21 protein-coding genes are annotated in these 22,959 nt (G+C 62.0%); 11 read left to right on the forward strand and 10 right to left on the reverse strand.

Translation table 11 applies throughout. The features are described from left to right. Positions 1-43 precede the first annotated feature (43 nt). From ACQUST_RS14645 to ACQUST_RS14655, 3 genes are all read right to left on the reverse strand, one after another. Entirely contained in the window at positions 44-445 is a 402-nt protein-coding gene (locus tag ACQUST_RS14645; RefSeq protein WP_435130216.1) for a YlbF family regulator, read from the reverse strand. Between the two features lie 151 nt (positions 446-596). Continuing rightward, entirely contained in the window at positions 597-857 is a 261-nt protein-coding gene (locus ACQUST_RS14650) for a hypothetical protein (RefSeq protein WP_435130219.1), read from the reverse strand. Positions 858-880: 23 nt separating this feature from the next. Beyond that, positions 881-1,885, reverse strand: a complete 1,005-nt coding sequence (locus ACQUST_RS14655) for an FKBP-type peptidyl-prolyl cis-trans isomerase (protein ID WP_435130222.1) — start codon at positions 1,883-1,885, stop codon at positions 881-883. A gap of 147 nt (positions 1,886-2,032) precedes the next feature. Between ACQUST_RS14655 and cyaB the strand changes: the two genes are divergently transcribed. Continuing rightward, positions 2,033-2,602, forward strand: a complete 570-nt coding sequence (cyaB, locus tag ACQUST_RS14660; protein WP_435130225.1) for a class IV adenylate cyclase — start codon at positions 2,033-2,035, stop codon at positions 2,600-2,602. Between the two features lie 73 nt (positions 2,603-2,675). Continuing rightward, positions 2,676-3,875, forward strand: a complete 1,200-nt coding sequence (locus ACQUST_RS14665; RefSeq protein ID WP_435130228.1) for a methionine adenosyltransferase — start codon at positions 2,676-2,678, stop codon at positions 3,873-3,875. 170 nt (positions 3,876-4,045) lie between these two features. Here ACQUST_RS14665 and ACQUST_RS14670 read toward each other — a convergent pair whose 3' ends face one another. Beyond that, complete coding sequence (locus ACQUST_RS14670) at positions 4,046-4,423, reverse strand: thioredoxin family protein (RefSeq protein WP_435130230.1); 378 nt, start codon at positions 4,421-4,423, stop codon at positions 4,046-4,048. Between the two features lie 156 nt (positions 4,424-4,579). Here ACQUST_RS14670 and ACQUST_RS14675 point away from each other — a divergent pair, with 156 nt between their 5' ends. Then, positions 4,580-5,545: a PLP-dependent cysteine synthase family protein gene (locus tag ACQUST_RS14675; RefSeq protein ID WP_435130233.1), complete on the forward strand. Its 966-nt coding sequence runs from the start codon at positions 4,580-4,582 to the stop codon at positions 5,543-5,545. A gap of 21 nt (positions 5,546-5,566) precedes the next feature. On the opposite strand, the gene ACQUST_RS14680 is transcribed toward ACQUST_RS14675, so the two are convergent. Together ACQUST_RS14680 and ACQUST_RS14685 are read right to left on the reverse strand one after the other, a co-directional pair. Next, positions 5,567-6,022: a DUF5804 family protein gene (locus ACQUST_RS14680; RefSeq protein ID WP_435130235.1), complete on the reverse strand. Its 456-nt coding sequence runs from the start codon at positions 6,020-6,022 to the stop codon at positions 5,567-5,569. 179 nt (positions 6,023-6,201) lie between these two features. Next, on the reverse strand, positions 6,202-8,370 hold the full coding sequence (locus ACQUST_RS14685; RefSeq protein WP_435130238.1) for a thioredoxin domain-containing protein: 2,169 nt from the start codon (positions 8,368-8,370) through the stop codon (positions 6,202-6,204). Between the two features lie 150 nt (positions 8,371-8,520). On the opposite strand from ACQUST_RS14685, the gene purD reads away from it, so the two are divergent. Together purD and ACQUST_RS14695 are read left to right on the forward strand one after the other, a co-directional pair. Then, positions 8,521-9,816, forward strand: coding sequence for a phosphoribosylamine--glycine ligase (purD, locus tag ACQUST_RS14690; RefSeq protein ID WP_435130240.1), 1,296 nt, complete (start codon positions 8,521-8,523; stop codon positions 9,814-9,816). Between the two features lie 175 nt (positions 9,817-9,991). After that, positions 9,992-10,702: an acyltransferase gene (locus ACQUST_RS14695; RefSeq protein ID WP_435130243.1), complete on the forward strand. Its 711-nt coding sequence runs from the start codon at positions 9,992-9,994 to the stop codon at positions 10,700-10,702. Between the two features lie 33 nt (positions 10,703-10,735). Here the strand turns inward: ACQUST_RS14695 and ACQUST_RS14700 are convergent, their stop codons facing one another. After that, entirely contained in the window at positions 10,736-11,590 is an 855-nt protein-coding gene (locus ACQUST_RS14700) for a mechanosensitive ion channel family protein (protein ID WP_435130246.1), read from the reverse strand. A gap of 3 nt (positions 11,591-11,593) precedes the next feature. Next, positions 11,594-12,403 (reverse strand): diadenylate cyclase DacZ, encoded by an 810-nt coding sequence (gene dacZ, locus ACQUST_RS14705; protein WP_435130249.1) that lies wholly within the window; start codon positions 12,401-12,403, stop codon positions 11,594-11,596. 542 nt (positions 12,404-12,945) lie between these two features. On the opposite strand from dacZ, the gene ACQUST_RS14710 reads away from it, so the two are divergent. Further along, on the forward strand, positions 12,946-13,131 hold the full coding sequence (locus tag ACQUST_RS14710; protein ID WP_435130252.1) for a hypothetical protein: 186 nt from the start codon (positions 12,946-12,948) through the stop codon (positions 13,129-13,131). A gap of 628 nt (positions 13,132-13,759) precedes the next feature. Here ACQUST_RS14710 and ACQUST_RS14715 read toward each other — a convergent pair. Then, entirely contained in the window at positions 13,760-17,617 is a 3,858-nt protein-coding gene (locus ACQUST_RS14715; RefSeq protein ID WP_435130255.1) for an Eco57I restriction-modification methylase domain-containing protein, read from the reverse strand. 308 nt (positions 17,618-17,925) lie between these two features. Between ACQUST_RS14715 and ACQUST_RS14720 the strand changes: the two genes are divergently transcribed. Further along, positions 17,926-18,162 (forward strand): hypothetical protein, encoded by a 237-nt coding sequence (locus ACQUST_RS14720; RefSeq protein ID WP_435130257.1) that lies wholly within the window; start codon positions 17,926-17,928, stop codon positions 18,160-18,162. A gap of 151 nt (positions 18,163-18,313) precedes the next feature. Here the strand turns inward: ACQUST_RS14720 and ACQUST_RS14725 are convergent, their stop codons facing one another. Beyond that, positions 18,314-18,760: an SWIM zinc finger family protein gene (locus ACQUST_RS14725; protein WP_435130260.1), complete on the reverse strand. Its 447-nt coding sequence runs from the start codon at positions 18,758-18,760 to the stop codon at positions 18,314-18,316. A 171-nt stretch (positions 18,761-18,931) separates the two neighbouring features. Here ACQUST_RS14725 and ACQUST_RS14730 point away from each other — a divergent pair, with 171 nt between their 5' ends. The 4 genes from ACQUST_RS14730 to ACQUST_RS14745 all read left to right on the forward strand — a co-directional run bounded on the left by ACQUST_RS14730 (position 18,932) and on the right by ACQUST_RS14745 (position 22,185). Then, positions 18,932-19,177, forward strand: coding sequence for a response regulator of citrate/malate metabolism (locus ACQUST_RS14730; RefSeq protein WP_435130263.1), 246 nt, complete (start codon positions 18,932-18,934; stop codon positions 19,175-19,177). Between the two features lie 701 nt (positions 19,178-19,878). Next, a complete protein-coding gene (locus tag ACQUST_RS14735; protein ID WP_435130266.1) occupies positions 19,879-20,253 on the forward strand; it encodes a hypothetical protein in 375 nt (124 codons plus the stop codon). Positions 20,254-20,551: 298 nt separating this feature from the next. After that, the gene (locus ACQUST_RS14740) at positions 20,552-21,217 is read left to right on the forward strand and encodes a hypothetical protein (protein ID WP_435130269.1); all 666 of its coding nucleotides are present in this window, start codon (positions 20,552-20,554) and stop codon (positions 21,215-21,217) included. Between the two features lie 557 nt (positions 21,218-21,774). Next, positions 21,775-22,185, forward strand: coding sequence for a group I intron-associated PD-(D/E)XK endonuclease (locus ACQUST_RS14745; protein ID WP_435130272.1), 411 nt, complete (start codon positions 21,775-21,777; stop codon positions 22,183-22,185). Positions 22,186-22,959 lie beyond the last annotated feature (774 nt).

The following is a 22,959-nucleotide window of genomic DNA, read 5'->3' on the forward strand; positions in this document are numbered from 1 at the left end:
GGTCGACGGGTGCCGGTCGCCTACTGCCGCTTCTCCGGTCGGCTCAGTCCTGACAGCAGCCGCCGGCTTCGCCGCCGAAGTCGACCGCGAGCGGCTCCGAGATGGCTTCGTTCAGCGCTTCGAGCCGCTCTTGCAGTTCGTCCTGCGCCTCGACGTACTCCTGCATCACCGGCATCGAGTGCAGTTCCCGCTGGGCTGCCTGCACCTTCTCGACCGTGTCGTCGTCGGCCTGCCCGGTCTGCCGGGCGAACGCGAACTCCTGGCGGAGCTGCTGGAACTCCGAAATCTTCTCCTGCGCCTCCTCGTCGGCCTCGACGGCGGCCTTCGCCGACTCGAACCGCTGATACGCCGGTAGCTCGGAAATCGCGTCACCGAGGTCCGCCGCGAGCGCCTCCACCTGGTCCGTCCCCGTCGCCTCGACATCCACGTCCGCGTCGATGCTCATGACGCCCGCTTCGGCGTGAAGCGGTTTAAAGCCTGTCAAGGCAGCACTCTGCGCTCACAATCGCTGCTATCGGTCGAGTCGCGCGACCGCGACCTGCAGTCAGTGAGTGCGGTAGCCGGCGGTCAGCGAGTGCGGAGACCGGCTGCCGCGGTCAGAACGCGACGACGTACGCCGCGGCGGCGACCGTCACGGCCACCGTCAGGACGACCCAGTTCCGGGTCGTGTCGAGCGGACCGTACGGCCCGCCCTTCCGGCTGAACAGGTAGAGGAAGTAGACGCCGAGCGGCGCCGCTCGAAACAGCGTCGGCACCGTGACGCCCGCGAGCACGTCGACGCCGAACGTCAGCGCCAGCGCGCACGCGGCAGCGACGCCGGCGACGAGCAGGTCGTCGCGGGCGGAGTCGAAATCCATGCGGAACAGTCGGTGTGGCTACGTTACTCGTCGGCGTCTTCGAGCTCTTCGACGAGCTCGTCGGCGTCAACGTCGACGTCGTCGAGGTCGGCCTCGTCGAGCGCCTCCTCGACGTCACCGCCGCCCATGCCGCCCATACCGCCCATCATGCCGCCCATGCCGCCCATCATGCCGCCGCCGGAGCCGTCGATGACCTCCTCGATGACCACGCGGTCGAGGTCGAGGCGGTCCATGACGTCCTGCGCGATCTGCTGTTTCGAGAACATCCACTGCTGGTTCATCTGCATCATCGGCGACGCCTCGATGATGAGCGAGCGCTTCTCGACCTCCTTGGTCTCCTTCTCGCGTTCGACCTCGCCGGTCTCCTCGTCCTCGTGGGCCTCGACGGTGACCTCCTCCTCGACGGTCTCCGTTTCGATGCGGACGTCCGGCGTCTCCTGGAGGTACATCCCGATGAGCGCCGCCGCCTGCTCCTCCTCGTCCTCGACGACGTCGACGATCTCGTACTCGTATTCGAGGTCGTCGCCGGCGAGCGGGTGGTTGAAGTCGACGCGGGCGCGGCCGCCGATGACCGTCTCGAGGTAGCCCTGTTCGCCGTCGATGGTGACCTGCGCACCGGGGTAGCGGTCGTCCTCGGGGATCTTGTCGGCGGCGACCGTCCGGACCTCGTCCGGGTCGAACTCGCCGAACGCCTCCTCGGCGGGGACGGTCACGGTGTTCTCGTCGCCGACCTCGCGGCCGACGAGGTCCTCGTCGACGGACGCGAACACGTGGCCCTCGCCGACGACGATGGTGCGGGGCGAGAAGTCGTACTCCTCGTCGTCGATGCCGGCCTCCTCTGCGACCTCCTGGCTCGTCGTGTCGACGACGCGGCCCTCCTCCTCGTCTTCGCCCGGAACGGTCCGGACCGTGTACTCGAGCTTGACGAAGTCGCCGTCCTGGATGCCGCCGTCCGCCGTCTCTGTCTCCTCGGCCTCAGCGTCGGCGTCGGCGGAGTCGGCCGCCTCAGCCTGCTCTTCTTCGCTCATGTCACCACCGTCGCCCGTCCGCTTCTTAACAGTCACGTTTCGACCGAGTCAGCGGCGCCGCGGGTGCAGCCGCCCCGAATCGGCCTGCCGCGGGTCCACGACGCCCGACCCGGTCGGTTTTTGGGCGTGTCGACCGACGGCCGGTCCATGTACGAAGTGGAGGTGAAGGTGCGCGCCGACCACGACGCGGTCCGGCCGCGGCTGGACGAACTCGGGGCGGAGTTCGTCCGGGCGGTCACGCAGACGGACGTCTACTACGACGCGCCGCACCGCGATTTCGCCGAGACCGACGAGGCGCTCCGGGTGCGCCGAGAAGCGACAGAAGCGGACGGCGGCGAGCCGCCCGCGGGCGACGCCGTGACGAAGCTCACGTACAAGGGGCCGCTGCTGGAGGCGGCGTCGAAGACCCGCGAGGAGCACGAGACGTCTGTCGCGAACCCGGACGCGCTCGAGGGAATCCTGCACGGACTCGGCTTCGAGCCCGCCGCGACCGTCGAGAAGCACCGCGAGTTTCACGTGGTCGACGGCTACACCGTGACGCTGGACGCGGTCGACGGGCTCGGCGAGTTCGTCGAGGTCGAACGCGAGACGACCGAGGCCGACGTCGAGTCCGCGCGCGAGGGCGCCATCGAAGTACTCTCCGACCTCGGCCTCGACGCGTCCGACCAGATTCGGACGTCGTATCTCGGCCTGCTGCTCGCAGATTCTGCCGAGTAATACCCCGCAGTTATCGCATCAGCGGTAATCCTTTTCCGCAAGTTATACTGCTGGCCGCCGCAACTCGCCGGTAATGAGGAATATTCAGGTCTCGGAGCTCGACCGGAAGGCGGTCGAGGACCAGGACGTGGAGATCGTCGAGCGAAAGGGAATCGGCCACCCTGACTCCATCTGCGACGGCATCGCCGAAGCGGTTTCGCGGAGCCTCTCACAGCTGTATCTCGACCGCGTCGGCAAGGTGCTGCACTACAACACCGACGAGACGCAGCTGGTCGCCGGCCGTGCCGCTCCGGCGTTCGGCGGCGGCGAAGTGCTCGACCCCATCTACGTCCTCATCGTCGGCCGCGCGACGAAGAAGTACGACGGGCAGGCGCTCCCGGTCGAGAAGACCGCCGTCGAGGCCGCACGGTCGTACCTCAACGAGAACATCCCGGAGCTCGACGTCGGCACTGACATCATCCTCGACACCCGCATCGGCGAGGGCTCCGGCGACCTCCAGGACGTCTTCGGCGAGGAGAAAGTCGAGGTCCCGATGGCGAACGACACGTCGTTCGGCGTCGGCCACGCGCCGCTCACGGAGACCGAACGCATCGTCCGCGACGCGGAGCACGCGCTCAACGGCCCGTACGCGGACGACCACCCCGAACTCGGCCCGGACGTCAAAATCATGGGGAAGCGCGAAGGCGACACCATCGACATCACGGTCGCCGCCGCGATGGTCGACAGCTACGTCGACGACATGGACGACTACCGCGCCGCCGTCGACGACGTCCGCGAGTTCGTCGCCGACCTCGCACACGACCACACCGACCGCGACGTCAACGTCGACGTGAACACCGCAGACGACGTCGAGGAGGGCTCCATCTACCTGACGACCACCGGGACGTCCGCCGAACAGGGCGACGACGGCTCGGTCGGCCGCGGCAACCGAGCGAACGGGCTCATCACGCCGAACCGGCCGATGAGCATGGAGGCGACGTCCGGCAAGAACCCGGTCAACCACATCGGGAAGATCTACAACCTCCTGTCGACCGACATCGCCGAGTCGGTCGTCGCCGACGTGGACGGCATCCGCGACCTGCAGGTCCGGCTGCTCAGCCAGATCGGCCGACCCATCGACCAGCCGCACGTCGCCGACGCGCAGGTCGTCACCGCCGACGACGTCGACCTCGGCGACGTCGAAGCAGCGGTCAGCGAACACATCGACGCGAAGCTCGCGAACGTGACGGACGTGACGCGGCGAGTCATCGACGGCGACCTCTCGACGTTCTAGGGCAGCGCTGGGCGGACACCGGCGGCGTCGCTGTTCGGCCTCGGCGCGTCGTCGCCACCGGAGTTTCGCTGTCCGACGCGCGACCGCTCTCAGGTCACGCGCCGTCTGGCCCCCTAATCCGACAAAAACGTTCGTAGTCGGCGCCCGTCGTCGACTGTTCCCGTGGCGGCTTACGCTTCGACGGCGCCGAGCTTCCGCGCGAGGTACGTCGCGATGGGCGCGTCCTCCTCCTCGACGAACCGCGCGACTTCCTGGCCGTCGCGTTCGACGATGACGGTGGGGATGTAGTCGACGCCGTACTCGTCCATGCCGGGGCCCTGCTTCTCCCCGTCGACCTTCTCGACCGGGTACTGCTCGATGCGGTCGGCCGGGACGCCGGCGGCGGCGAGCGCGGCCGCGAAGTCCGGGAGCTGGCCGGTGCAGTCCGGGCACCAGTCGCCGCCCCAGACGCGGAACGTCAGCGAGTCGTCCGCCAGCGCGTCGACGACGTCGCCGTGGGCGTCGGCGTCCCACTCCGGGTTCGGCTCCATCGTTTCGAGTTCGTTCATGCCGTGACAGTGGCGCGCACCGGGTTTAACACCGACGCCTGCGGCAGCCGCGGCTCGGTGGTCGCCGTCGGCGGTCGCCGCGGCGGCTCCGGGAGCGTCGCGCCGAGAGTTTGCCGCCGCCGGGGAGCCATTAAGCGAGCGTCGCCAAGCCTGTCCATGGACGATTCCGTTCTCGACACCATCGGGTCGCCGCTGGTCCGCGTGTCGTCGCCGACCGGCGCGACGGTCGCGGCGAAACTGGAGTCGCGGAACCCCGGCGGCTCCGCGAAGGACCGGCCGGCGCGCTACATGGTCGAAGCCGCCGAGGACGCCGGCGAACTCGGACCGGGCGACGAAATCGTCGAGCCGACCTCCGGGAACACCGGCGTCGGCCTGGCGCTCGTCGGCGCCGCGAAGGGGTACGACGTGACGCTCGTGATGCCGGCGTCGAAAAGCGAGGAGCGCCGCCGAATCATGGCGGCGTACGGCGCGGACCTGGAGCTGGTGGACGGGAACATCGAGGACGCGAAGCGGCGCGCCGACGAACTCGCCGACGACGGGATGGTGCAGCTCCGGCAGTTCGAGAACGAGGCGAATCCGCGGGCGCACTACGAGACGACCGCCGAGGAGATTCTCGACCAGCTCGACGGCCGCGAGCCGGACGCGCTCGTCGCGGGCGTCGGCACCGGCGGCACCATCACCGGGAACGGCCGGCGGCTCCGCGAGGAGTTCCCCGAGATGGACGTCGTCGCCGTCGAACCGGCGGACTCGGCGGTTCTGTCCGGCCGAGAGCCCGAATCGGACTCGTTTCAGGGGATGGGCCCGGGGTTCGTGAGCCCGAACCTCGACACGGACCTGCTGGACGGCGTCCTCACGGTCGAACTCGGCGACGCGGAAGCCGAGTGCCGGCGGCTCGCGCGGGAAGAAGGAATCCTGGTCGGGCAGTCGAGCGGCGCGTCGAACCTCGCCGCGAACCGGGTCGCCGAGGCGTTCGCGGCCGACGAACCGCCCGAATACACGGACGTCGCCGTGGCGGGGTGGGAGCGCCGCGACGGCGCCGGCGAGTCGGGCGACGACCCGCTGGTGCTCACGGTGTTCTGGGACTCCGGCGAGCGCTACATGTCGACCGGGCTGTTCGACTGACGCCGACGGCGGCGCCCCCGGTCAGGCTTCGAACTCGGATTCGGTGACGCGAACCCGGACCGTCTCTTCCACGTCACGGAGGTCGTACTCGGGGAGCGGCGCGTCGTCGCTGCGCGCGACGTACATCGGCTCGACGAGCCGGCCGTCGTCCACGCCGTACACCTTGAGCAGCCGGTCGGTCTCGGTCGCGCGGACGTCGTCGTTGCGGACGGCGGTCGCGAGCGACCGCGACAGCCACTCGTCGTCGTCCACGGACGGCTCCCGAATCAGCACCGCGTCGGTGAACCGGACGAGATACCAGTTCAGGTCGTTGCACAGCGACACGGCGGCGCCGAGGCTGACGGTGTCGACGGCGACGGTGTTGTCGAACGGCGCGCGCAGGTCGTACGTCGCCAGCGCGTCGCGCGCCGTCTCCCGGGAGAGCAGTTCGTACCGGAGGTCGACGTCGCTCCCTCCGACGAAACACACCGTCGTCATACACTGCGGGTCGCCGCCGCCGCGGAAAGCGGTTACGCTCCGCCGGCCGCCGACCACCGCAGGGACGCCGGCCCGGAACGCGAAAAATCGGTCTCGTGTCGATGCGGCGGGGAAGGTCTGGGCTGCAGTCAGTTCCGGGTCACGGTCGGGTCTTGACCGCGGTCAGTATTCGGCCCGCGTCAGTTTTCGGCGGTCCACGCGAGCGCCTCGGCGAGGTCGTGGTTCGGCGGCGAGCAGGTGTAGTTCCGGCAGGCGTACGCGGTCGGGTCGCCGTCGCGGGCGTCACGGCCCTTCCAGATGGGCGGGGCGTCGTCGAGTCCGAGCCGGTCGAGCCAGTCGTCGAGTTCGCCGTCGGTCTCGGGGCGGTGGGCGACGACGGCGCCCGGGAGGTAGCGGTCCGCGAGCACGTCGCGCCAGTCGTCCGGCAGGTCGTCGGCGGCCAGCGTGAGTTCGAACGGGCCGGCGGCGCGCCGGGCGTCCGCGAGCGCGAGCGTCACGTGTTCGAGCGGGCTCGCGCTGACGGTGGCGCGGTGGCTCGCGAGCGCGGCCTCGGCGGCCGCGGCGAACCCTTCGTCGGGCGCGAACAGGTCGAGGTCGAGTAGGAGCCGCGTGGCGACGCCGAGGCTCGACGGCGTCGACTGGTCCATCGGCTCCTCGGGCCGCGCGACGAGGGATTCGGCGTCGTCGGCCGTCGAGTAGATGGTGGCGTCGTCGGCGTCGTAGAAGGCGTCGATGACGACGCGGGCGAGGTCGACGGCGAACGCGAGGTGCTCGACGTCGCCCGTCGCCTGGTACAGGTCGAAGGCGCCGCGGCCGAGGAACGCGTAGTCCTCCAGGTAGCCGTCGACGGCGACGTCGCCGTCGATGAAGCGGCGGGAGAGCCGGTCGCCGTCCCAGAGGTGCTCGCGGACGAACGCGACGGCGTCGGCGCCGCGGTCGGCGAGCCCCGGGTCGAGCGTCGTCGCGCCCGCGGCGAACGCGGACACCATCAGGCCGTTCCAGCCGGCGAGCACCTTCTCGTCGCGCGGCGGCCGGTCGCGGGTCGCGCGGGCGTCGAACAGCGCGGTGCGGGCGTCGAGCAGCCGCCGCTCGACGTCGGATTCGTCGAGGCCGTACGCGTCGGCGAGGTCGGCGGTCGACCGCTGCGCCGTCAGCACCGTGGTGCCGCCCTCGAAGTTCCCGTCGTCGGTGACGCCGAACCGGTCGCAGACCAGTTCCGCGGTCTCGTCGTCGTCGACGGCGTCGCGGACCGCTTCGGGCGTCCACACGTAGAAGGAGCCTTCGCCGTCGCCGGAGTCGGCGTCGAGCGTGCCGTAGAAGCCGCCGTCGGGGTGGGAGAGTTCGCGGTTCACGAACTGCAGGGTCTCCTGTGCGGCGAGCGCGTACCGGGGGCTGTCGAGCAGCCGGTAGGCGTCGAGGTACGTCTCGGCGAGCGCGGCGTTGTCGTACAGCATCTTCTCGAAGTGCGGGACGGTCCAGTCGGCGTCGGTGCAGTACCGGTGGAAGCCGCCGCCGACGTGGTCGTACAGGCCGCCGCTCGCCATCGCGTCGAGCGTCTCGACGGCGACGTTCAGCGGCTCGTCGCGGCCGCTCCGCGCCGCGGCTTCGAGCAGCAGGCCGACGCGGGCGGGCTGCGGGAACTTCGGGCCGCCGCGGCCGAACCCGCCGTGTTCGCGGTCCGCGCTCCGGAGCGCCGCGGTCACCGCGCCGTCGAGAGCGGCGTCGGCGTCGGCGCCGTTGTGGGTGGTTCCGGGGCTGTCCGGGCCGGCGGTTCCGGTCGGGCCGTCCGGGCTGTCCGGGCTGGCTGCGCCGGCGTCGGGCGCGCCGAGTTCCTCGCGGACGGCGTCGGTCCACTGGTCGGCGCGGGCTTCGATGTCGCTGCGCTGGTCGGGGTCGCGCCAGGACGCCGCCATGTTCCGGCAGATTTCGAGGAAGCCGGGCATGCCGTCGCGGCCGTCGCGCGGGAAGTACGTGCCGACGTAGAACGGGCGGCCGTCGGGCGTGAGCCAGACGGACAGCGGCCACCCGCCGCTGCCGTTGACGAGCTGGCAGGCGGTCTGGTAGACGCGGTCGACGTCGGGGCGCTCCTCGCGGTCGACCTTGACGGGGACGAACGCGTCGTTGAGGACCTCGGCGACGGCGTCGTCCTCGAACGACTCCTCCTCCATGACGTGACACCAGTGGCAGGCGGAGTAGCCGACCGACAGGAAAATCGGGACGTCGCGGTCGCGGGCGGCGTCGAGCGCGTCGTCGTCCCACGGCTGCCAGTGCACCGGGTTGTCTGCGTGCTGGCGCAGATACGGGCTGGCCTCCTCGTCCAGCCGGTTCCGCGCCGTCGGGTCGCTCATGTGTCCCGGATGGCGGCGCCGCCGGAAAAGGCGGCCGGTCCCGACAGCGACGCCGCGGGAGCCGCGGCCGCGACGATTTATGCGTATCCGTGCGTATCGCGTCGGCGTGAGAGAGCAAGATTTACACTCCCGTGCGTACCCGCTCCGGGTATGGCCGAGACCACGGAGACGGTGCTTCTCGTCGGCGGCGGCGGCCGCGAACACGCCATCGCCCGCTCGCTCGCCCCCGACTGCGACCTGTACGCCTGCGCCAGCAACCGAAACCCCGGCATCGCGGCGCTCGCCGCCGGCTTCGAAACCGTCGGCGAACGCGACGCCGACGCCATCGTCGACTACGCCGAATCGGTCGGCGCGGACCTCGCCGTCATCGGGCCGGAGTCCGCGCTCGAAGCCGGCGTCGCTGACGCCCTCGGCGCCGCCGGCGTCTACGCGTTCGGGCCGGACGCCGACGCCGCCCGCATCGAGACCGACAAGGCGTTCCAGCGCCGCTTCATGCGCGACAACGACGTGCCGGGCTGCCCCGACTTCGAGACGTTCGATGACCCGGAGGCGGCCGCCTCGTTCGTCGTCGACTACGACGGCGACGTCGCCGTGAAGCCGGTCGGGCTCACCGGCGGGAAGGGCGTCCGCGTCACCGGCGACCAGGTGACGAAGGCAGAAGCAGCCGACTACGTCCGCGAGTCCGACTACGACGACTGGGTCGTCGAGGAGCGACTCGTCGGCGAGGAGTTCACCGTGCAGGCGTTCGTCGCGAACGGCGACGTCGTGACGACGCCCGCGATTCAGGACCACAAGCGGGCGTACGAGGGCGACGAAGGCCCGAACACCGGCGGCATGGGGAGCTACTCCGATACGGGCCGGACGCTCCCGTTCATGACCGACGACGACTACGAGGCGGCCGTCGACGTCATCGAGGCCACGGTCGACGCGCTCGACGGCTACACCGGCGTGCTGTACGGCCAGTTCATGCTCGGCGCGGACGGCCCGAAGGTCGTCGAGTTCAACGCCCGCTTCGGCGACCCGGAGGCGATGAACACGCTGCCCGTGCTCGAAACGCCGTTCGTCGACGTGCTCACCGCCGCTCGCGACGGCGACCCGCTCCCGGACCTGTCGTTCGCCGACGAGGCGACCGTCTGCAAGTACGCCGTCCCCGCCGGCTACCCGACCGACCCGGACGCCGGCGCCCGAATCGAGGTCGACGAGTCGTCCGCCGGCGACGCGCTGCTGTTTTACGCCAGCGTCGACGAACGCGACGACGGTCTCTACACGACCACCTCCCGGTCGTTCGCCGTCGTCGGCCGCGGCGACTCCATCGCCGCCGCCGAACGGCAGGCCGAATCCGCGCTCGACGCCGCCGGCGACGGCTTCCACGTCCGCCACGACATCGGCACCGCCGACCTCGTCCAGCGCCGCATCGACCACATGGCGGAGCTCCGCGGCGAGTAACGCGACCGCCGACTCCGCACCCCGCTCCGCCTCACTCCGTCTCCTTCTCCCCGCCTCGGTCATCCGCCGCGCCTCGCTCCGCCCGATTACTCCGTGAGTCCAGGTCGACCGGCAGCGGCGCGCGGGACGGCCGAGACGCGCGAGATTGATAATGCCGGGCGACCGACGTACCGACGTGACTGACGACGTGGCAGGCTCGGCGGGCGGCGCCGGCGACGACACCGACGACGGTACCGCCGGCGACCCGGACGGGAACGTCGCCGGCGACGCCGCCAACGACTCGGCCGGCGCTAACGGCGACGGGCGTCCGGCGCGCTACGACCGACTGGAGCGGCACGAGACGCCCGGAACCCGGAACTCGCTGCGGTTCTGGACGGACGCGAAGTCGCCGCTGGCGGTCGCGCGGAACTACCTGCTCGTCTGGCTCGTCAGGCTGTCGCCGAGCCTGCGGCTGAAAAACTGGGTGCTGCGCCGCATCGGCGTCGACGTCGGCGACGGCGCCTCGTGGGGGCTGGAGGCGACGCCGGACGTGTTCTGGCCGGAGCGAATCACGGTCGGCGCCGACGCCATCGTCGGCTACGACGCCGTCCTGCTCTGTCACGAGTTCCTGCAGGACGAGTACCGCGTCGGCGACGTCGTCGTCGGCGACCGCGCGATGCTCGGCGCGAAGGTCACGGTGCTGCCCGGCGTCCACATCGGCGAGGACGCGCAGGTCGCCGCGAACTCGCTGGTGGCGGACGACGTCCCCGCGGGCCAAACCGTCGCCGGCGTACCGGCGGAGCCGGTCGAACGCGACGTCGTCGACGAGCCGAGCGCCCGCGGCGACGCCGGCACTGCCGACCGCAGCGACGCCGACTCCGCCGCCGGCGACGACGCGGCCCGCTGAGCCGGTCCGGTCAGGCTCGGGCGCCGCGCGTCGCTACTCGTCTCTGACGCGGACGATGCCGTTCGTGAACGCGCGGCGGTTCGGAATCACGTACTCCTTCCCGTCGGTTTCGACGTGCGTGACGAACACGTCCACCTCCTGGACGACGCCTTCGGTGTCGCCGATGCGGATGCGGTCGCCGATGCCGTACGGCTGTTCGAGCAGCAGGTAGAAGCCGGCGGCGGCGCACGCCAGCAGGTCGCGGAACGCCAGCGCGCCGAACAGGACGAGCGCGAACACGTACGCGGCGAGCAGGACGATGAGTGCGGCGACGTCGACGTTCACCTGGCCGAGCGCGATGAGCGCCGCGACGAAGAACACGGACCACTTCGCGACGGCCGGGATGACGCTGGCCTGCGGGAGTTTGATGCTGCGGAGCCGCTCTTCGACCAGCAGCTCGACCTTGTCGCCGACGACCAGCCCGATGATGAGCACGAGAATCGCGACGAACAGCGACGGCAGGAAGCCGGTGGCCTGGTTCCAGAACTCCGCGATGTACGCGATGTCGACGACGGTGAGCGCGACGATGACGCTCAGCAGGAAGATGAAGTAGCCGCTCAGTTTCGCGATGATGGCGACCGTCGACGTGCCGAACTCGCGGGCGGTCCGCTCGAACGCCGTCCCCTCGATGGAGCCGGGGACGCCGGCGCCGACGAGGATGCGACGGTTCACGACGACGACGAGGTAGCTGAGCACGGCGCCGAACAGCAGCACGCCGAGCGCGAGCCAGATTCTGCTCGACACGGAGCCGAGCGCGTCCGCGAGCGTCCCGGCCACGTCCGTCGACCCGGCGCTCTGCGCGAGGACGGCGGGCTGTGCGAGGCTGCCGAACGGGCTGACTCCGAGCATCGCTCAGTACTCCTCCGGGTCGAGTTCCAGTATCAGCGTCCCGCCTTTGAATGCCCGGACGAGCCCGTCCGACTCCGAGAGCACGATTGCGATGGCGTTCGTGTCACGCGTGATGGCGCCGGCGGCCATGTGGCGCGCGCCCAACCCCTTCGGGATGTCGACGCCCTCCGCGGCCGGCTCCAGGTACCGGTACGCCGACACGATTTTCCCGGAGTCCGAGATGATGAACGCGCCGTCGAGCCGGGAGAACTCCTTCAGCATCACGTTCACGATCGGGTCGCCGACGTGGACGTGGCTCTTCTCGAAGGGGTTGTAGCTGAGCGGCCGCGACTTGTTCATCACCTTCCCGGCGTCGCCGACGACGAACAGCGCGCCCACCGGCTTCCCCTTCTGCCCCTTCTTCCCGAGTTCGATGGCGACCTCGAACACGTCGCGGATAACGCTCGGGTCCGCCCGCGAGTTCGCGAACAGGTCGTAGATGCCGGAGTGCATCGACTCGGAGACGTCCGCGCGGACGACGCCGTCGATGGCGTCGTCGAAGACGCCGACGGCGCAGGCAACCGCGTCGCCGTCGTCGCAGAACCCCTGGTCCATCGCGCCCTCGATGCCGAACCGAATCCGGTCCTTCACGTTGTCGAACTCGACCGGCAGTTCGACGAAGCGCTCGGCGTCAACGTCGTTCTCCGCCGCGACGACGACGGGCGACTCGTCGCTCTCGGCGAACTGCGAAAACGTCGACCCGGTCGGCGAGAACAGGAACACGCCGTCGACGTCAGCCACCAGATCAGACAGCAGGTCGGCTGAGGAACTCATTAGTGAACGCTCCCACGGACGACGCAAAGTCCTTGCGGCTACGTCATACGTCCGTCATGCGGTCGCGACGACGACCACGGCGACAATGATGCCACGGCGACCGAATCGGTGCCTGCTCGGTCGTCGCTCCGCCTCACTGCGCGGGACAGGATTCGAACCTGCGGACCCCTATGGGACAGCGTCCTAAGCACTGCGCAGACGCTTCGCGTCTTAGCGGCAACGACAACCGCCACATTGTCCCCGCGGGTTTACTGTTTAAATACTCGCACCCACGGTATATAAAACTGAGTAACGGTACAGCGCTATACGCGAATACCCTAACAGAACCGCGAGTAGCGAGCGTCATATTCAGTCTTTCCCTTGTTTCCGTGCAGCCTTCCCTTCCATCTGTTGACGATGCCGCTCTCTGTTCACTATCTTACTACCATACTATCTGAGGGTGTCATAGAACAGTTCACACACTGCTGCTTCACTCGCGTTGAATCGCTAAGTACAGACAAAGTAGTTAGTTATAGGCGGCTCTGGATGAACATCTCTGTCTAATGGATTTAGACTGGGAGAACCCATGGTTATTTATTCCGCTTATCACCGCCATCGCGACCTTGTTCTACTACGTCGTCGGCGTATGGGTTTTTCAGGAAGACTGGTTCACTACCGCCATTCCGGGATTTGCCTGTGGCCTTACCGTTGGTATTGTGCTGTATTTCAGCAACTCCAACGCAGAGTAAGCATTCCCACTTAGCGGGTGATTCGATACATCTTGACTGAAACTATCCCGTGTGAATAGTTCTATGACACCCTCTACCGTCTGTTAAGCGATAGTGCTCCAAATTGAATGATAGCGATATGGGCCGGTTCACAAGGTGCTCGGTTTCAGACCACCGAGAGTGAATCGGCTATTTCGGGGTGAAGTTAGTATCAAACGAACGCGACTGTATGAATATAACAAGAGAAAGGTTTAATGACCAACAAGAATACGTGTCGCTGTAACATGGGACTGTTCAGCACTGACTGTGAGTATTGTGGGAAAAGTGGCGCAGATGAATCGTGTAACGGATGCGGACTGGCAGTTCATTACGAGTGTGCTAAACGCAAAGGTCACCTCCAAGTGAGGGAAGAAAGTGGGGGCCTGCTTAGCTCGGGGACGACCTACTACCGCTGGAACTGTCCGAATTGTGGGCGGGTGAAAGAAGGGCAGGTCTGACTAATAATTCCCTCACCTCTGAATAGATAGAGAATCTGCTATTACTAAATAAATAGCGAAAAGAACCGGTATAAGAGGTGTTTTTGGCGCTATGAACTGAAGGAAAGCTACAGTTCAACCCTTCCAATCTCGCCGGCTGACCTGAACAACATTCAGGCGAGGTCGTGGTACTTCTCCAACACCATCTCGAAGTAGTCCTCGTCCATCAGACGGGGATTCTGTACGCGGTGGAAGTCGTCCAGCACGAATGCCGTCTGCTCGCGGTCAAGACCGTAGGCGTGGAACGCGGCGGCGTCAAGTTCGGCCTGTATCTCTCGTCGTTCGTCCATCGTTGTCGCCGGCTCGATTCCACCGAGACGGTCACGCATCTCCTCGAAGTCGTCGCCGTAGCAGTTGAGTCGAGCGGCCCGCGTCCAGATGTAGTCGAACCACTCGTCACCCTCTGTAAGTCGGGGAACCTGCGACTCGGTGAACTTGTATTTCACAACGTGAGTGTCTACCTTCGTTCGCATCAGGAAGTCGAAGGGGATACCGTTGAGGAGTCCGACAGCACAGAAGAGTTCCTCATCCGTGAATACCCGCTTGTAGGCGCTATGAAGTGGATTGTTCTGTAAATCCTCTTCCGTTGGCTCAATATCATAGGGGCGGAGTGTTTGAACGGTATGTACGACGGGCGCACCTTTCGGAAGAACTGTCGCAATCAGAGTTCGCTCGTTTGTGGAGTTCGTCACGTCACGGTACGCGATTCGGTATTCGGTACAATCCAGGAGAACGTCATCTTCTGAGAGCGACTCCCCTCGATGGTCTTCAAGCAGGTCGTTAACGAACTGCTTTTGCGACTTGCTGGAATCTTCCCCACCGAAGTTGAGATAAATCGGTTTCTTCGGTTCTCCTTTATTGAACCGTTTCTCACGAACTCGTCGTTTGGCGCTTTTTTCGGGGTTCCGTTCTTCTTCTACACTCCAGAAGGACAGTTCTTCGATTTCAGACTCTATCTTATCGTTGTAGTGGAACTGGTGGATGTTCTCGCCCGTGTACACAGGATAGTCCGCCTTGCCTTTGTCGTGGATGAACCTGTCTGAGTCCCGTGTTTTGTTCAGTTCCTCGGGAAGGGGGTTTGCTTTCCACGCTCCCTCAATCTCATCTCCTAACGAGGGGAAGGTAAGAATCTGATTCAACACGTCCACCTCCTCCTGTGACGTGACAACGGGGAAGATTCTCGCCTCTGGTGAATAGTTCTCCAAAACCCGACGAGGGATTCGTACTGCCTGTTCCTCGAAATTCTGAAGGACGTCAGTATCGCGTTGGTCGAAAATGCCCTTCAATTCATCTGTATATCCCCCATTCTCGAAGGCAACAATCCCGAACCGATACCGGTCATCTATCCCCTTGAATATGCCCTTGTTCTCAAACTCAACAAGCGCATCCAGTTTAGATTCATTAAGCATCTGCATACGGAGGTCTTTGGAACTCTGACCGTTGAATATCGCACCGGGGAGAACCTGCGCGACGTAACCTCCCTCATCTGCGATTCGGAATACTCGCTCAAAGAAGAGTTTCGAGAGGTCATTTTTGTACGTCGCAGTATCCCCCGCAATAGTCGGTGTCTGAAGCTCGTATTCATCGCTGTCCTTGAAATAATCCGATAGGAGTTGGATTTGTCGCTGATACTGTTCCCATCGCTCCCGGATAGAGCCATCTTCTAACAGCTCGTCTTTGACCTCTCGCTTCCGTTCTTGCGAATATGTCCTGAAACGCGGGTCGTATCGGGTGAAAAAGTCGTCAATACTGGCACTCAGAACGTCCCACGGAGGATTACCTACGATTACATCGAATCCACCTTCTGCGTACACCTCAGCGAACTCAAGAACCCAATTGAAGGGTTCGAGTTCTTCGACTTCGCCCGGTGATATATCCTCAATACCCGCTTCAACGAAGTCCCCGTGTATGTCGTCAATCAACTCTTCGCGGGCATTCCGTAGCTTCTCGAAGGCTTGACGACGATGTTTCTCGGCCGTCTCGCTGTCAATAGCTTTCTCGTGTTTCTCGATTTCGTCAATAATGTCCTGATAGCGGTCGCGGACGCTGTCCCCGCTGAAACTCCCGAGTCGGTACTGGTCATCGCCGTTCGTCTCCGGGAAGCCCGTGTACCCGATGAGGCTGTTCCCTTCCCGTAGGTTGAACGCGATGTTTGGGAGTGCGAGTGCGTCGTCCTCTGCGAGGTCGTCAACGTTCTCGGTTTCGAGTTCGGAGATAACCGAAAGCCAACACCGGAGTTTCGCTATCTCGACTGCCGGCCCCATCAGGTCAACCCCATAGATGTTTTCGAGGACAGTCGTCTTCTTTAGGCGGTACTCGTCGGGGTAGGCTTCGTTCTGCGCGTACAGCGCCTTCCGGATGTTGACGATTTCTTCGAGGACGCTGGTGAGGAAGTGTCCGCTCCCACACGCGGGGTCAACCACCCGGAACTCGTTCACTTCGTCCAGAAGCGGCCCGATAGTCCCCATGTGGCCGGGAAGCCCCTCGATGAGTTCGTAAATCGAGTCGAACCGTTCGGCTTCGTGTTCCGGCCAGTCACACTCTTCGACAAGTACCGTCTGGAAGCGGTCAAGCAGAGCCGGGCGGACGGTCTCCTCGGCGGAGAACCGGGTTATCTCGCTCGGGGTGTAGTATGCCCCGAGTTCCTTGTTCGTGTCCGCGTTGTCGCTCGTGATGTAGTTGATTGTCTTCTCGAAGACGTTCCCGAGAACGCTCGGGTCGAGGTCAGTCGGTGCGCCTTCTGCCGAGAAGCTGTACCGCTCCAAGAGGTCGATGATGGAGAACAGCACCGAGTTCCGCACGTCGAAGTCCGCTTCATCGAAGCCGTCTCCGTTAATGGTTGGTCGGAAGAGGCCGCCGTTGAGGTACGGGATGTTCTGGAAGAGGTCGATGTTCTGGACGGAGTCCGGGCGGTCGTCCGGCTTGTTGTTCATCACGTCGTAGAACAGCGGTTGACAGAACGACTCGTAGAACGAGCCGGCGTACATCCCGTTCTCGTAGGTCTCCTTGAGCGTACTGAGAAGCTCGGGTTCAACAAGCGTCTTGTCTTCGAGGAACTTGATGAAGACGAGCCGGTTCATCAGTTCAACTGCGAAGAGCCGAGCGTTGTCCTCGGTCGCTTCCTCGGGAACTACGACACCGTCTCCGACGAGTGAGCGGGCGGTCTCTTCGTCGTCGCTGACGATGCCGAAGACGTACCGGATGTAGTCGTCGTAAAACTCATCTGTTATCTCTTCCTTCTTCTCTTTGATTACGCGACGGGCGTCCCCGGCAATTGAGACGAAATTCTCGTATTCGAAGGTGCGGATGAGTCGGACAACACGGTCACGGTCGGCGTCGAAGACGGCTTCTGTCGGGTCGTCGCGTTTGCCGACTTGGTTCTCGAAGAGTGCGAGAAATACCGGTTGTAGGTCAACCTCTTCGATGACGTTGAGCGTATAGGAGTCGGGGTCGTACCGAACGAATACCCATCGGAGGCCGTCGGTGGCGAAGCCGAAGTCCGACTCGAATTCCCGTTGACTGAGCCAGTCACGTACCTGCCCGACGCCGTGTTTGCGGCTATCGAGGTCTTTGTTGACGGGTTCGGCTTCGATGAGGAGACGGGTAGAGTCGATTTCGGGATGGTCACGGAGAGAGACGGTGTAGTCGGCTACCTGCGTTTGTCCGCCGGAGAGTCCGCCGGCCTCGGTCGAATACTCGTGGCCCAACGCATCGAGCAGGGGGTTGATGACGGCGTCTTGCGTGAAAGATTCGGGTTGGAGACCGTCCCGTGTCATCCCGCTTTTGAGTTGGTATGACCCTGCACCGGCTCGAAGCATGCTTTCGAGGACTTCGTCTTCTATCTGGTCACGGAGGTTTGAGACCGCTTCATCGATTACTTCGATAAGGTGGTCGGCTTCGGCATCCGTGACGGTCGTTTCGAAGGCTTCGGCAACAAACTCGGTGGAGACAGAGGATGAGTTAGACGACATGAATTGGGCAGGTGGTTGAACTACTGGTCAATCCATGGCAGGGACAATTAAACGTGCGGGTACGGCAACTAATCAAATTTCAGAGTACCCGAGCGACGTATTCGGATGGTGGACGAAGTAATCGTCACCGGAACTCAACTGCGTTTTCGGTGTCTACTGTCATCAGGTAAATCGCCCCTCCGCGGTCTTCGCCGTGAACACATCAACGTCGTCTTTGGCTCTGTTGAAATCCTCAGCGCCTAACAGGTTTTGGCGTAGATTGGTTAGTCCAGGGAAGATACTTATCGGACGACGAACGAGGTATGCATATGAAGTTCCCGAGGCCAGATATCCGAGAATATGCTAAATTTACAGCAACAGTCCTGTTGACGTTAGCTGTTCTTCAATATACCGGCATATTCTATGAAGGTACAGGGATGGTTCACTGGAGATTCCTACTTAGCCTTGGAGTGGTCCTCCCCATCTTCACATACCTTCTGACAATCATCACAGAAAATATAGAGTGGTTGCCAAATTATGATAGAATGAATCGTACAAGACAGTAGTACTGAGGTGTACTGGTCAATTCGCACACCCACCTAACAGCTGTTACACTGTAGATAGTGTTTGACTAATAGGATTTCAACAGAGCCTCGTCTTTGACACCGAAAATTCAGTGCCGCGGATTCCGTGGAATCGCTCGTGGTTGGGACCCTCCTACACCCCCTCGGAATAGCAGTCGAAGCAGGGGAGGCCATTTCCGTCCACCCCCTCACAGTCTGGCGTCCCGTTCGGGCAGGAGTCGTCCGCAGCGCGAAGGGCGTCTCCCGTTTTCGAGACTTCTGTGGCAACAGCAGCTTTCAACACGGTCGGGCCGCCCACGGTTGCCAGCGCGACTTTGTGCTTGCAGTCCGGCTCGCGGTGAACGTCGGCCGGGCACTCGCACTCGGCGGGAAGGGCAATGCCGCCCCGTTTTTCCACACCCACCACGTAGCTGTGCTCGTCCTTCAGGTAGCCATAGCTCGCGTTCGTGACCTCCACGAGATGCGGGCCGACCACGGTGAACTCCCACGACTCCCACGCAACTCGCTTGCCCGTGCGGGACCCGAACGATAACTGTTCGACAGCGGTACGCTTTTCTCCGGTTCGGCTTGTAGTTGCCATTGGCTTTCTCCTACCCGAGAAGCCACGTTCGGGCGCTCCAACGCCCGGACACTTTCACATGTCCCGAGGAACCCGGCTTCTCTACCATTAACCACAAAGTTAGAGGCAATAAGTCTTCCCATTAACGTTGTAGTATGTGGTGTTATATTGGAGCGGCTTTCATGCTTCGACATGGCCCGGGACCGAGATGAGGGTGGGCGCTACACGGAGCAAGTAACTCTTGATAGTATTCTCGATGTATTCGAGAACGCAGATGTACCTGTGCTCACTCCCACCGAGGTAGCCGAGATACTGGATTGCTCACGGCCATCCGCCTATCTCAAACTCGACGAATTGGCCGAGAAAGGAGAACTCGTGAAAAAGAAGGTTGGGGCGCGGGCTGTGGTCTACATTCAGCTTGAAGAGCAACGACCCTAATTATGCAGATTACATGATAGGGTTGTGACGCGAGGGGCAAGGACTTGTCGTGAACCGATGTTGCCTGCTCAGAAAATTTCCAAATTTGCGAGGACATTAGGCAATTCACGTCCGTCAGAATGCGGCATTTCTCGGCTCTCACGGACCGTGAGGGCCGTTCATTGAGTACCCGAGAGTAAACCATCACACCCATGGAAACCGGCCAGCGGTCGTCAGAATCTGAGATTTTCTCTTTATGAGCAAACGGTACGGTCCGCACCGGGGAACTCCATGCAGTCTACAGGTTCCCGCACTATAACAATGGGGGGAGGCGGGGCGGTACGGTAGCGGGGCGGAGGCAGGGCGGGACGGAGGCGGAGGCGGGGCGGAAGCGGGGCAGGTGGGTAGGCGGTCTTGGTCGGCGCGGGGCTTCACGCCGCAGACGAACATAGTCGAGGACTTCGGTCAGGGACCCCCCGTCAGAATGCCCTCACACGCGCTGTGGTCCTCCCAGTTGCGGTCGGTGACAGGCCGAGAGTCTTCCTACGTTGGGGCCAAGAAACGCGGTCCACCGAGCGTCCGGACCGCCTGTAAGTGAGGTTCAGACTGCTCTGGATTTTGAGGGTCAACGAGGACAGAGAGGCCGAATTGCTAACTATAGGAGATATACTGAGCAATTCGTAACCAGAAAACATACGTGTCCCGTTCAAAATGTTGATATAATGATTGAGTGGTTCTCCGAGCAATTCACGAATCCAGTTACCAGTGGACTTGTGCTTGGACTGCGATTTCTTTCTTACTTCTTTTACTCGGCCCTCGTCGCTGTATCTGCGGGTCTTCGGGCACGACTCACTGCTTTTAGTGTCGTGTTGTCAGTTCTATCCGTACTGCTGACGATGCTGGTTATCCATCCTGACGGATTTCCTGACATGTTCTCATATGTCGATATTCTCATCCACCTCACTTTCCCCGTTCTCGCGGGATACGCCGTGTACTCGAACCCCTCGAACCGACGGTGGGTCAGTTTCTCGCTCCTATTACTGTCCACGTTCTACTTCTTCTCGCTGCTGATTGTTCTCTACGGCGAAGGGCCGTAACTGATAGGAGGGATTCATCAGTCTAATGGTACATACGCAGACCTATTGAACGGTTAATTCTCCACCCCGTCTACCGAACTAATCGAAGTTTATTCAGTCGGCCACTCAACACGGGTTGACCGAGTGAAATGACTGGTGTACATGTTGGCGTTGATTTACGGAGGCTTGAATAGTAGTTTTCTTCGGGGACTGAATCCAGCTTGAAGGCTTGCATCGGGAGAGTGGCTGACCGGCAAAGCTAAGAACGGGCTGGTTGTGAGGGAGGGAGTAGCTCGGCAACTCCGACCCACACCAACACATGTCCAAAAATTCTGACTCGAAGCCGTTCTCCGACTGGAATGGAACCCCCCCGGCATCTTCGTACTGGGATGGGTTCTTTGAATACCACGCAAATGACATCTACTCGCCAGATACGAACAATCGAACAGTCATCTGGACCGGGCAGGATGCCGACTTCACAGGCTTAGATACGTCATATTGGATGAAACTTGACAGTTATCAAAGTGGGTCGCGTAACCTGGAATGGGTAAATTACGAGTACGTTACCTACTATCTAAATAGGCACACCATTGAAGCAATGTATCACCAACTCGATTTGTCTGCGGCTCTTCATGGTGAGGCGAAGCGATGGTTTATGGGAATTGACCTCAGCAAACGAGCCGGGCGTCGGAAAGGATACGGGGACCTCGCTGCGTTCTCAATCTGTGCGGTGTTGGTCAACAAGAAGTCCAAGGAGCGGGACTACCACCCGAATCAGCTTGACGAAAACAAAGACCCCTATTTCCGCCGTGTAGAACTTTGTCTTGACTCTGCACTTGGCTTTGACAAGTCGAGCATTCGGAAGTCTTACGGGGAATATGAAGCCGAGTACAGAAAGAAGCTGGTTCTCGATTACAGCTACCAACGATTTGAGCGTGCGGAAAAGTTCCACCCGATGCCACCGGGTGAGGAAGGGGGTATATAAATGCGTGTCTATTCACTTGATTGAATAAGTTTCCTTTTCCCGTCTTCCATCATCGTATTCCCTACCCGACTTTATTTGCTCCTACTTTCCCGGGTACCCCATCATAGATTGACGCGAATCCTACTCAAAGAATTTCTTACAGCGTGAATGCGTGGACACGGTGAATCAGAACTCCGGTGCTTCTCGCTTCACGCTGTTGACGACTTCTCGGACGATTCCCCTGATATGATTACCGGTAAAATTGGTGGTGGTAGCTCCAACTGGAAACTTTGCGGATGCTATATAACTTCGGTTACTGCGAATCTGTTAAAGCCTGAATGCGTGGCTAACGGGAAACTCAGAACTCGTGTTGGCTCGAATGCGGGTTGTTGGCGAACCCGAAGACGATAGCGGTCCCTGACGAGAATCCCCGTTATCCTATCATTCTGGACCTGCAACGACCCATGTGCTACCCTTTGACTGTGGATAGTGACGGAGGTAACTCAGCTACGAAACCAGCTGTCTGGGTTCAATCAGGGGTGGTTAATGCTTATCTTATCACAGCGGTCATTGTCATCATGAACAACAGTCCCCGACAGGGAGAGAAATCCGAATTGGCGGTCGCCTCAGAGCTAATGATGATGGGGCATGGTGTGTCGTTCCCTTTTGGTCATGACCATCAATACGACCTTATAGTTGACAAGGACGGGACGTTATATCGGATTCAGGTTAAAACAGCAAAGCAGGAAGAGGGTAACCGGTATTACATCCAAGCCGCCGCTGACCATTACGACAAGAAATACGTTGACCTGTTAGCAGGATATTCGGGGGGTGAAAGAGCCATCTTTTTTATTCCGGTTCTTGAGGCGAGTGGAAATCGGCAGCGCGTGACCTTCACCGATTTAGACCAGATGGGTTCTGAGGAAAATCGGCGACGGGCTAATCATATCAGTAAATATCGGTTTCACGAGGCAATCGACAGAGTGTAATTCGCAGCCCAATGAATATTCTATTCTTCCCAATTATCGGAATGATATGAGCTCGACTATAGTTCCACTTCTTGGGGTGGCCGTTTTCACGGGGTTTGTGTCCCGTGTCAAGGCGTGAGGTCCACAACATCCTTTTGAACTCAATTTGTTTCTCCCTGTACAATTTGACCTCCGGTCCAGCCAGTGTGAGTCTCCTCAGAAGGCGACACAACCCGGCTCACGTTATCCGTGATTCGTTTCTTTATGTAGATGTATCGCGGTTTTAATTCTTGACTTATTTGGTTTCTAAGTCAGCGGTACTACGTCAGTATTGGCCGGACCACTTGAAGCCGAACTGGGGATAGTTATTAATATCCAAATTAATATGATACTTTACATATTCTCATTTTAATTGTAATGAAAATGACGCCGTCATCTCTATATCAGCAGACCGTATCCGTTAATTCAGAATGGGAGACAACACCTTTCGAAATATCGCGTTGAAGACCACCGGACTACTCCTTATTGCGAACATAATTATCGGTGGCATTGGAATGACAATCGGTGGCCCGGAACTGTTGTTTATTGCGGGCCTGTTAAGTACGTATGCGTCCGTGTATATCCTTCTTGGAGGTGCTGAGTCTGTCGCGCTTCACGCTGTAAACGACCGAATACAGCAGCCTCCCGCGTCGACTACTACGGAGAATATTGAACCAACTGCCGTGTTGAATAGATGCTAAGTCACGATTAGAGTGGCTCACAGACCGGTTCTATGTTCGAGATAGCGAACATGAG

This window comes from Halobaculum sp. D14, from assembly GCF_051195135.1.
In the GTDB taxonomy this organism is placed as follows: Archaea; Halobacteriota; Halobacteria; order Halobacteriales; family Haloferacaceae; genus JBNTKA01.

What these genes read in the sequence shown, in the direction of transcription:
- ACQUST_RS14645 (WP_435130216.1), bottom strand. Translation starts at nt 445, where the DNA reads ATGAGCATCGACGCGGACGTGGATGTCGAGGCGACGGGGACGGACCAG.
- ACQUST_RS14650 (WP_435130219.1), bottom strand. Translation starts at nt 857, where the DNA reads ATGGATTTCGACTCCGCCCGCGACGACCTGCTCGTCGCCGGCGTCGCT.
- ACQUST_RS14655 (WP_435130222.1), bottom strand. Translation starts at nt 1,885, where the DNA reads ATGAGCGAAGAAGAGCAGGCTGAGGCGGCCGACTCCGCCGACGCCGAC.
- cyaB (WP_435130225.1), top strand. Translation starts at nt 2,033, where the DNA reads ATGTACGAAGTGGAGGTGAAGGTGCGCGCCGACCACGACGCGGTCCGG.
- ACQUST_RS14665 (WP_435130228.1), top strand. Translation starts at nt 2,676, where the DNA reads ATGAGGAATATTCAGGTCTCGGAGCTCGACCGGAAGGCGGTCGAGGAC.
- ACQUST_RS14670 (WP_435130230.1), bottom strand. Translation starts at nt 4,423, where the DNA reads ATGAACGAACTCGAAACGATGGAGCCGAACCCGGAGTGGGACGCCGAC.
- ACQUST_RS14675 (WP_435130233.1), top strand. Translation starts at nt 4,580, where the DNA reads ATGGACGATTCCGTTCTCGACACCATCGGGTCGCCGCTGGTCCGCGTG.
- ACQUST_RS14680 (WP_435130235.1), bottom strand. Translation starts at nt 6,022, where the DNA reads ATGACGACGGTGTGTTTCGTCGGAGGGAGCGACGTCGACCTCCGGTAC.
- ACQUST_RS14685 (WP_435130238.1), bottom strand. Translation starts at nt 8,370, where the DNA reads ATGAGCGACCCGACGGCGCGGAACCGGCTGGACGAGGAGGCCAGCCCG.
- purD (WP_435130240.1), top strand. Translation starts at nt 8,521, where the DNA reads ATGGCCGAGACCACGGAGACGGTGCTTCTCGTCGGCGGCGGCGGCCGC.
- ACQUST_RS14700 (WP_435130246.1), bottom strand. Translation starts at nt 11,590, where the DNA reads ATGCTCGGAGTCAGCCCGTTCGGCAGCCTCGCACAGCCCGCCGTCCTC.
- dacZ (WP_435130249.1), bottom strand. Translation starts at nt 12,403, where the DNA reads ATGAGTTCCTCAGCCGACCTGCTGTCTGATCTGGTGGCTGACGTCGAC.
- ACQUST_RS14710 (WP_435130252.1), top strand. Translation starts at nt 12,946, where the DNA reads ATGGATTTAGACTGGGAGAACCCATGGTTATTTATTCCGCTTATCACC.
- ACQUST_RS14715 (WP_435130255.1), bottom strand. Translation starts at nt 17,617, where the DNA reads ATGTCGTCTAACTCATCCTCTGTCTCCACCGAGTTTGTTGCCGAAGCC.
- ACQUST_RS14720 (WP_435130257.1), top strand. Translation starts at nt 17,926, where the DNA reads ATGAAGTTCCCGAGGCCAGATATCCGAGAATATGCTAAATTTACAGCA.
- ACQUST_RS14725 (WP_435130260.1), bottom strand. Translation starts at nt 18,760, where the DNA reads ATGGCAACTACAAGCCGAACCGGAGAAAAGCGTACCGCTGTCGAACAG.
- ACQUST_RS14730 (WP_435130263.1), top strand. Translation starts at nt 18,932, where the DNA reads ATGGCCCGGGACCGAGATGAGGGTGGGCGCTACACGGAGCAAGTAACT.
- ACQUST_RS14735 (WP_435130266.1), top strand. Translation starts at nt 19,879, where the DNA reads ATGATTGAGTGGTTCTCCGAGCAATTCACGAATCCAGTTACCAGTGGA.
- ACQUST_RS14740 (WP_435130269.1), top strand. Translation starts at nt 20,552, where the DNA reads ATGTCCAAAAATTCTGACTCGAAGCCGTTCTCCGACTGGAATGGAACC.
- ACQUST_RS14745 (WP_435130272.1), top strand. Translation starts at nt 21,775, where the DNA reads ATGAACAACAGTCCCCGACAGGGAGAGAAATCCGAATTGGCGGTCGCC.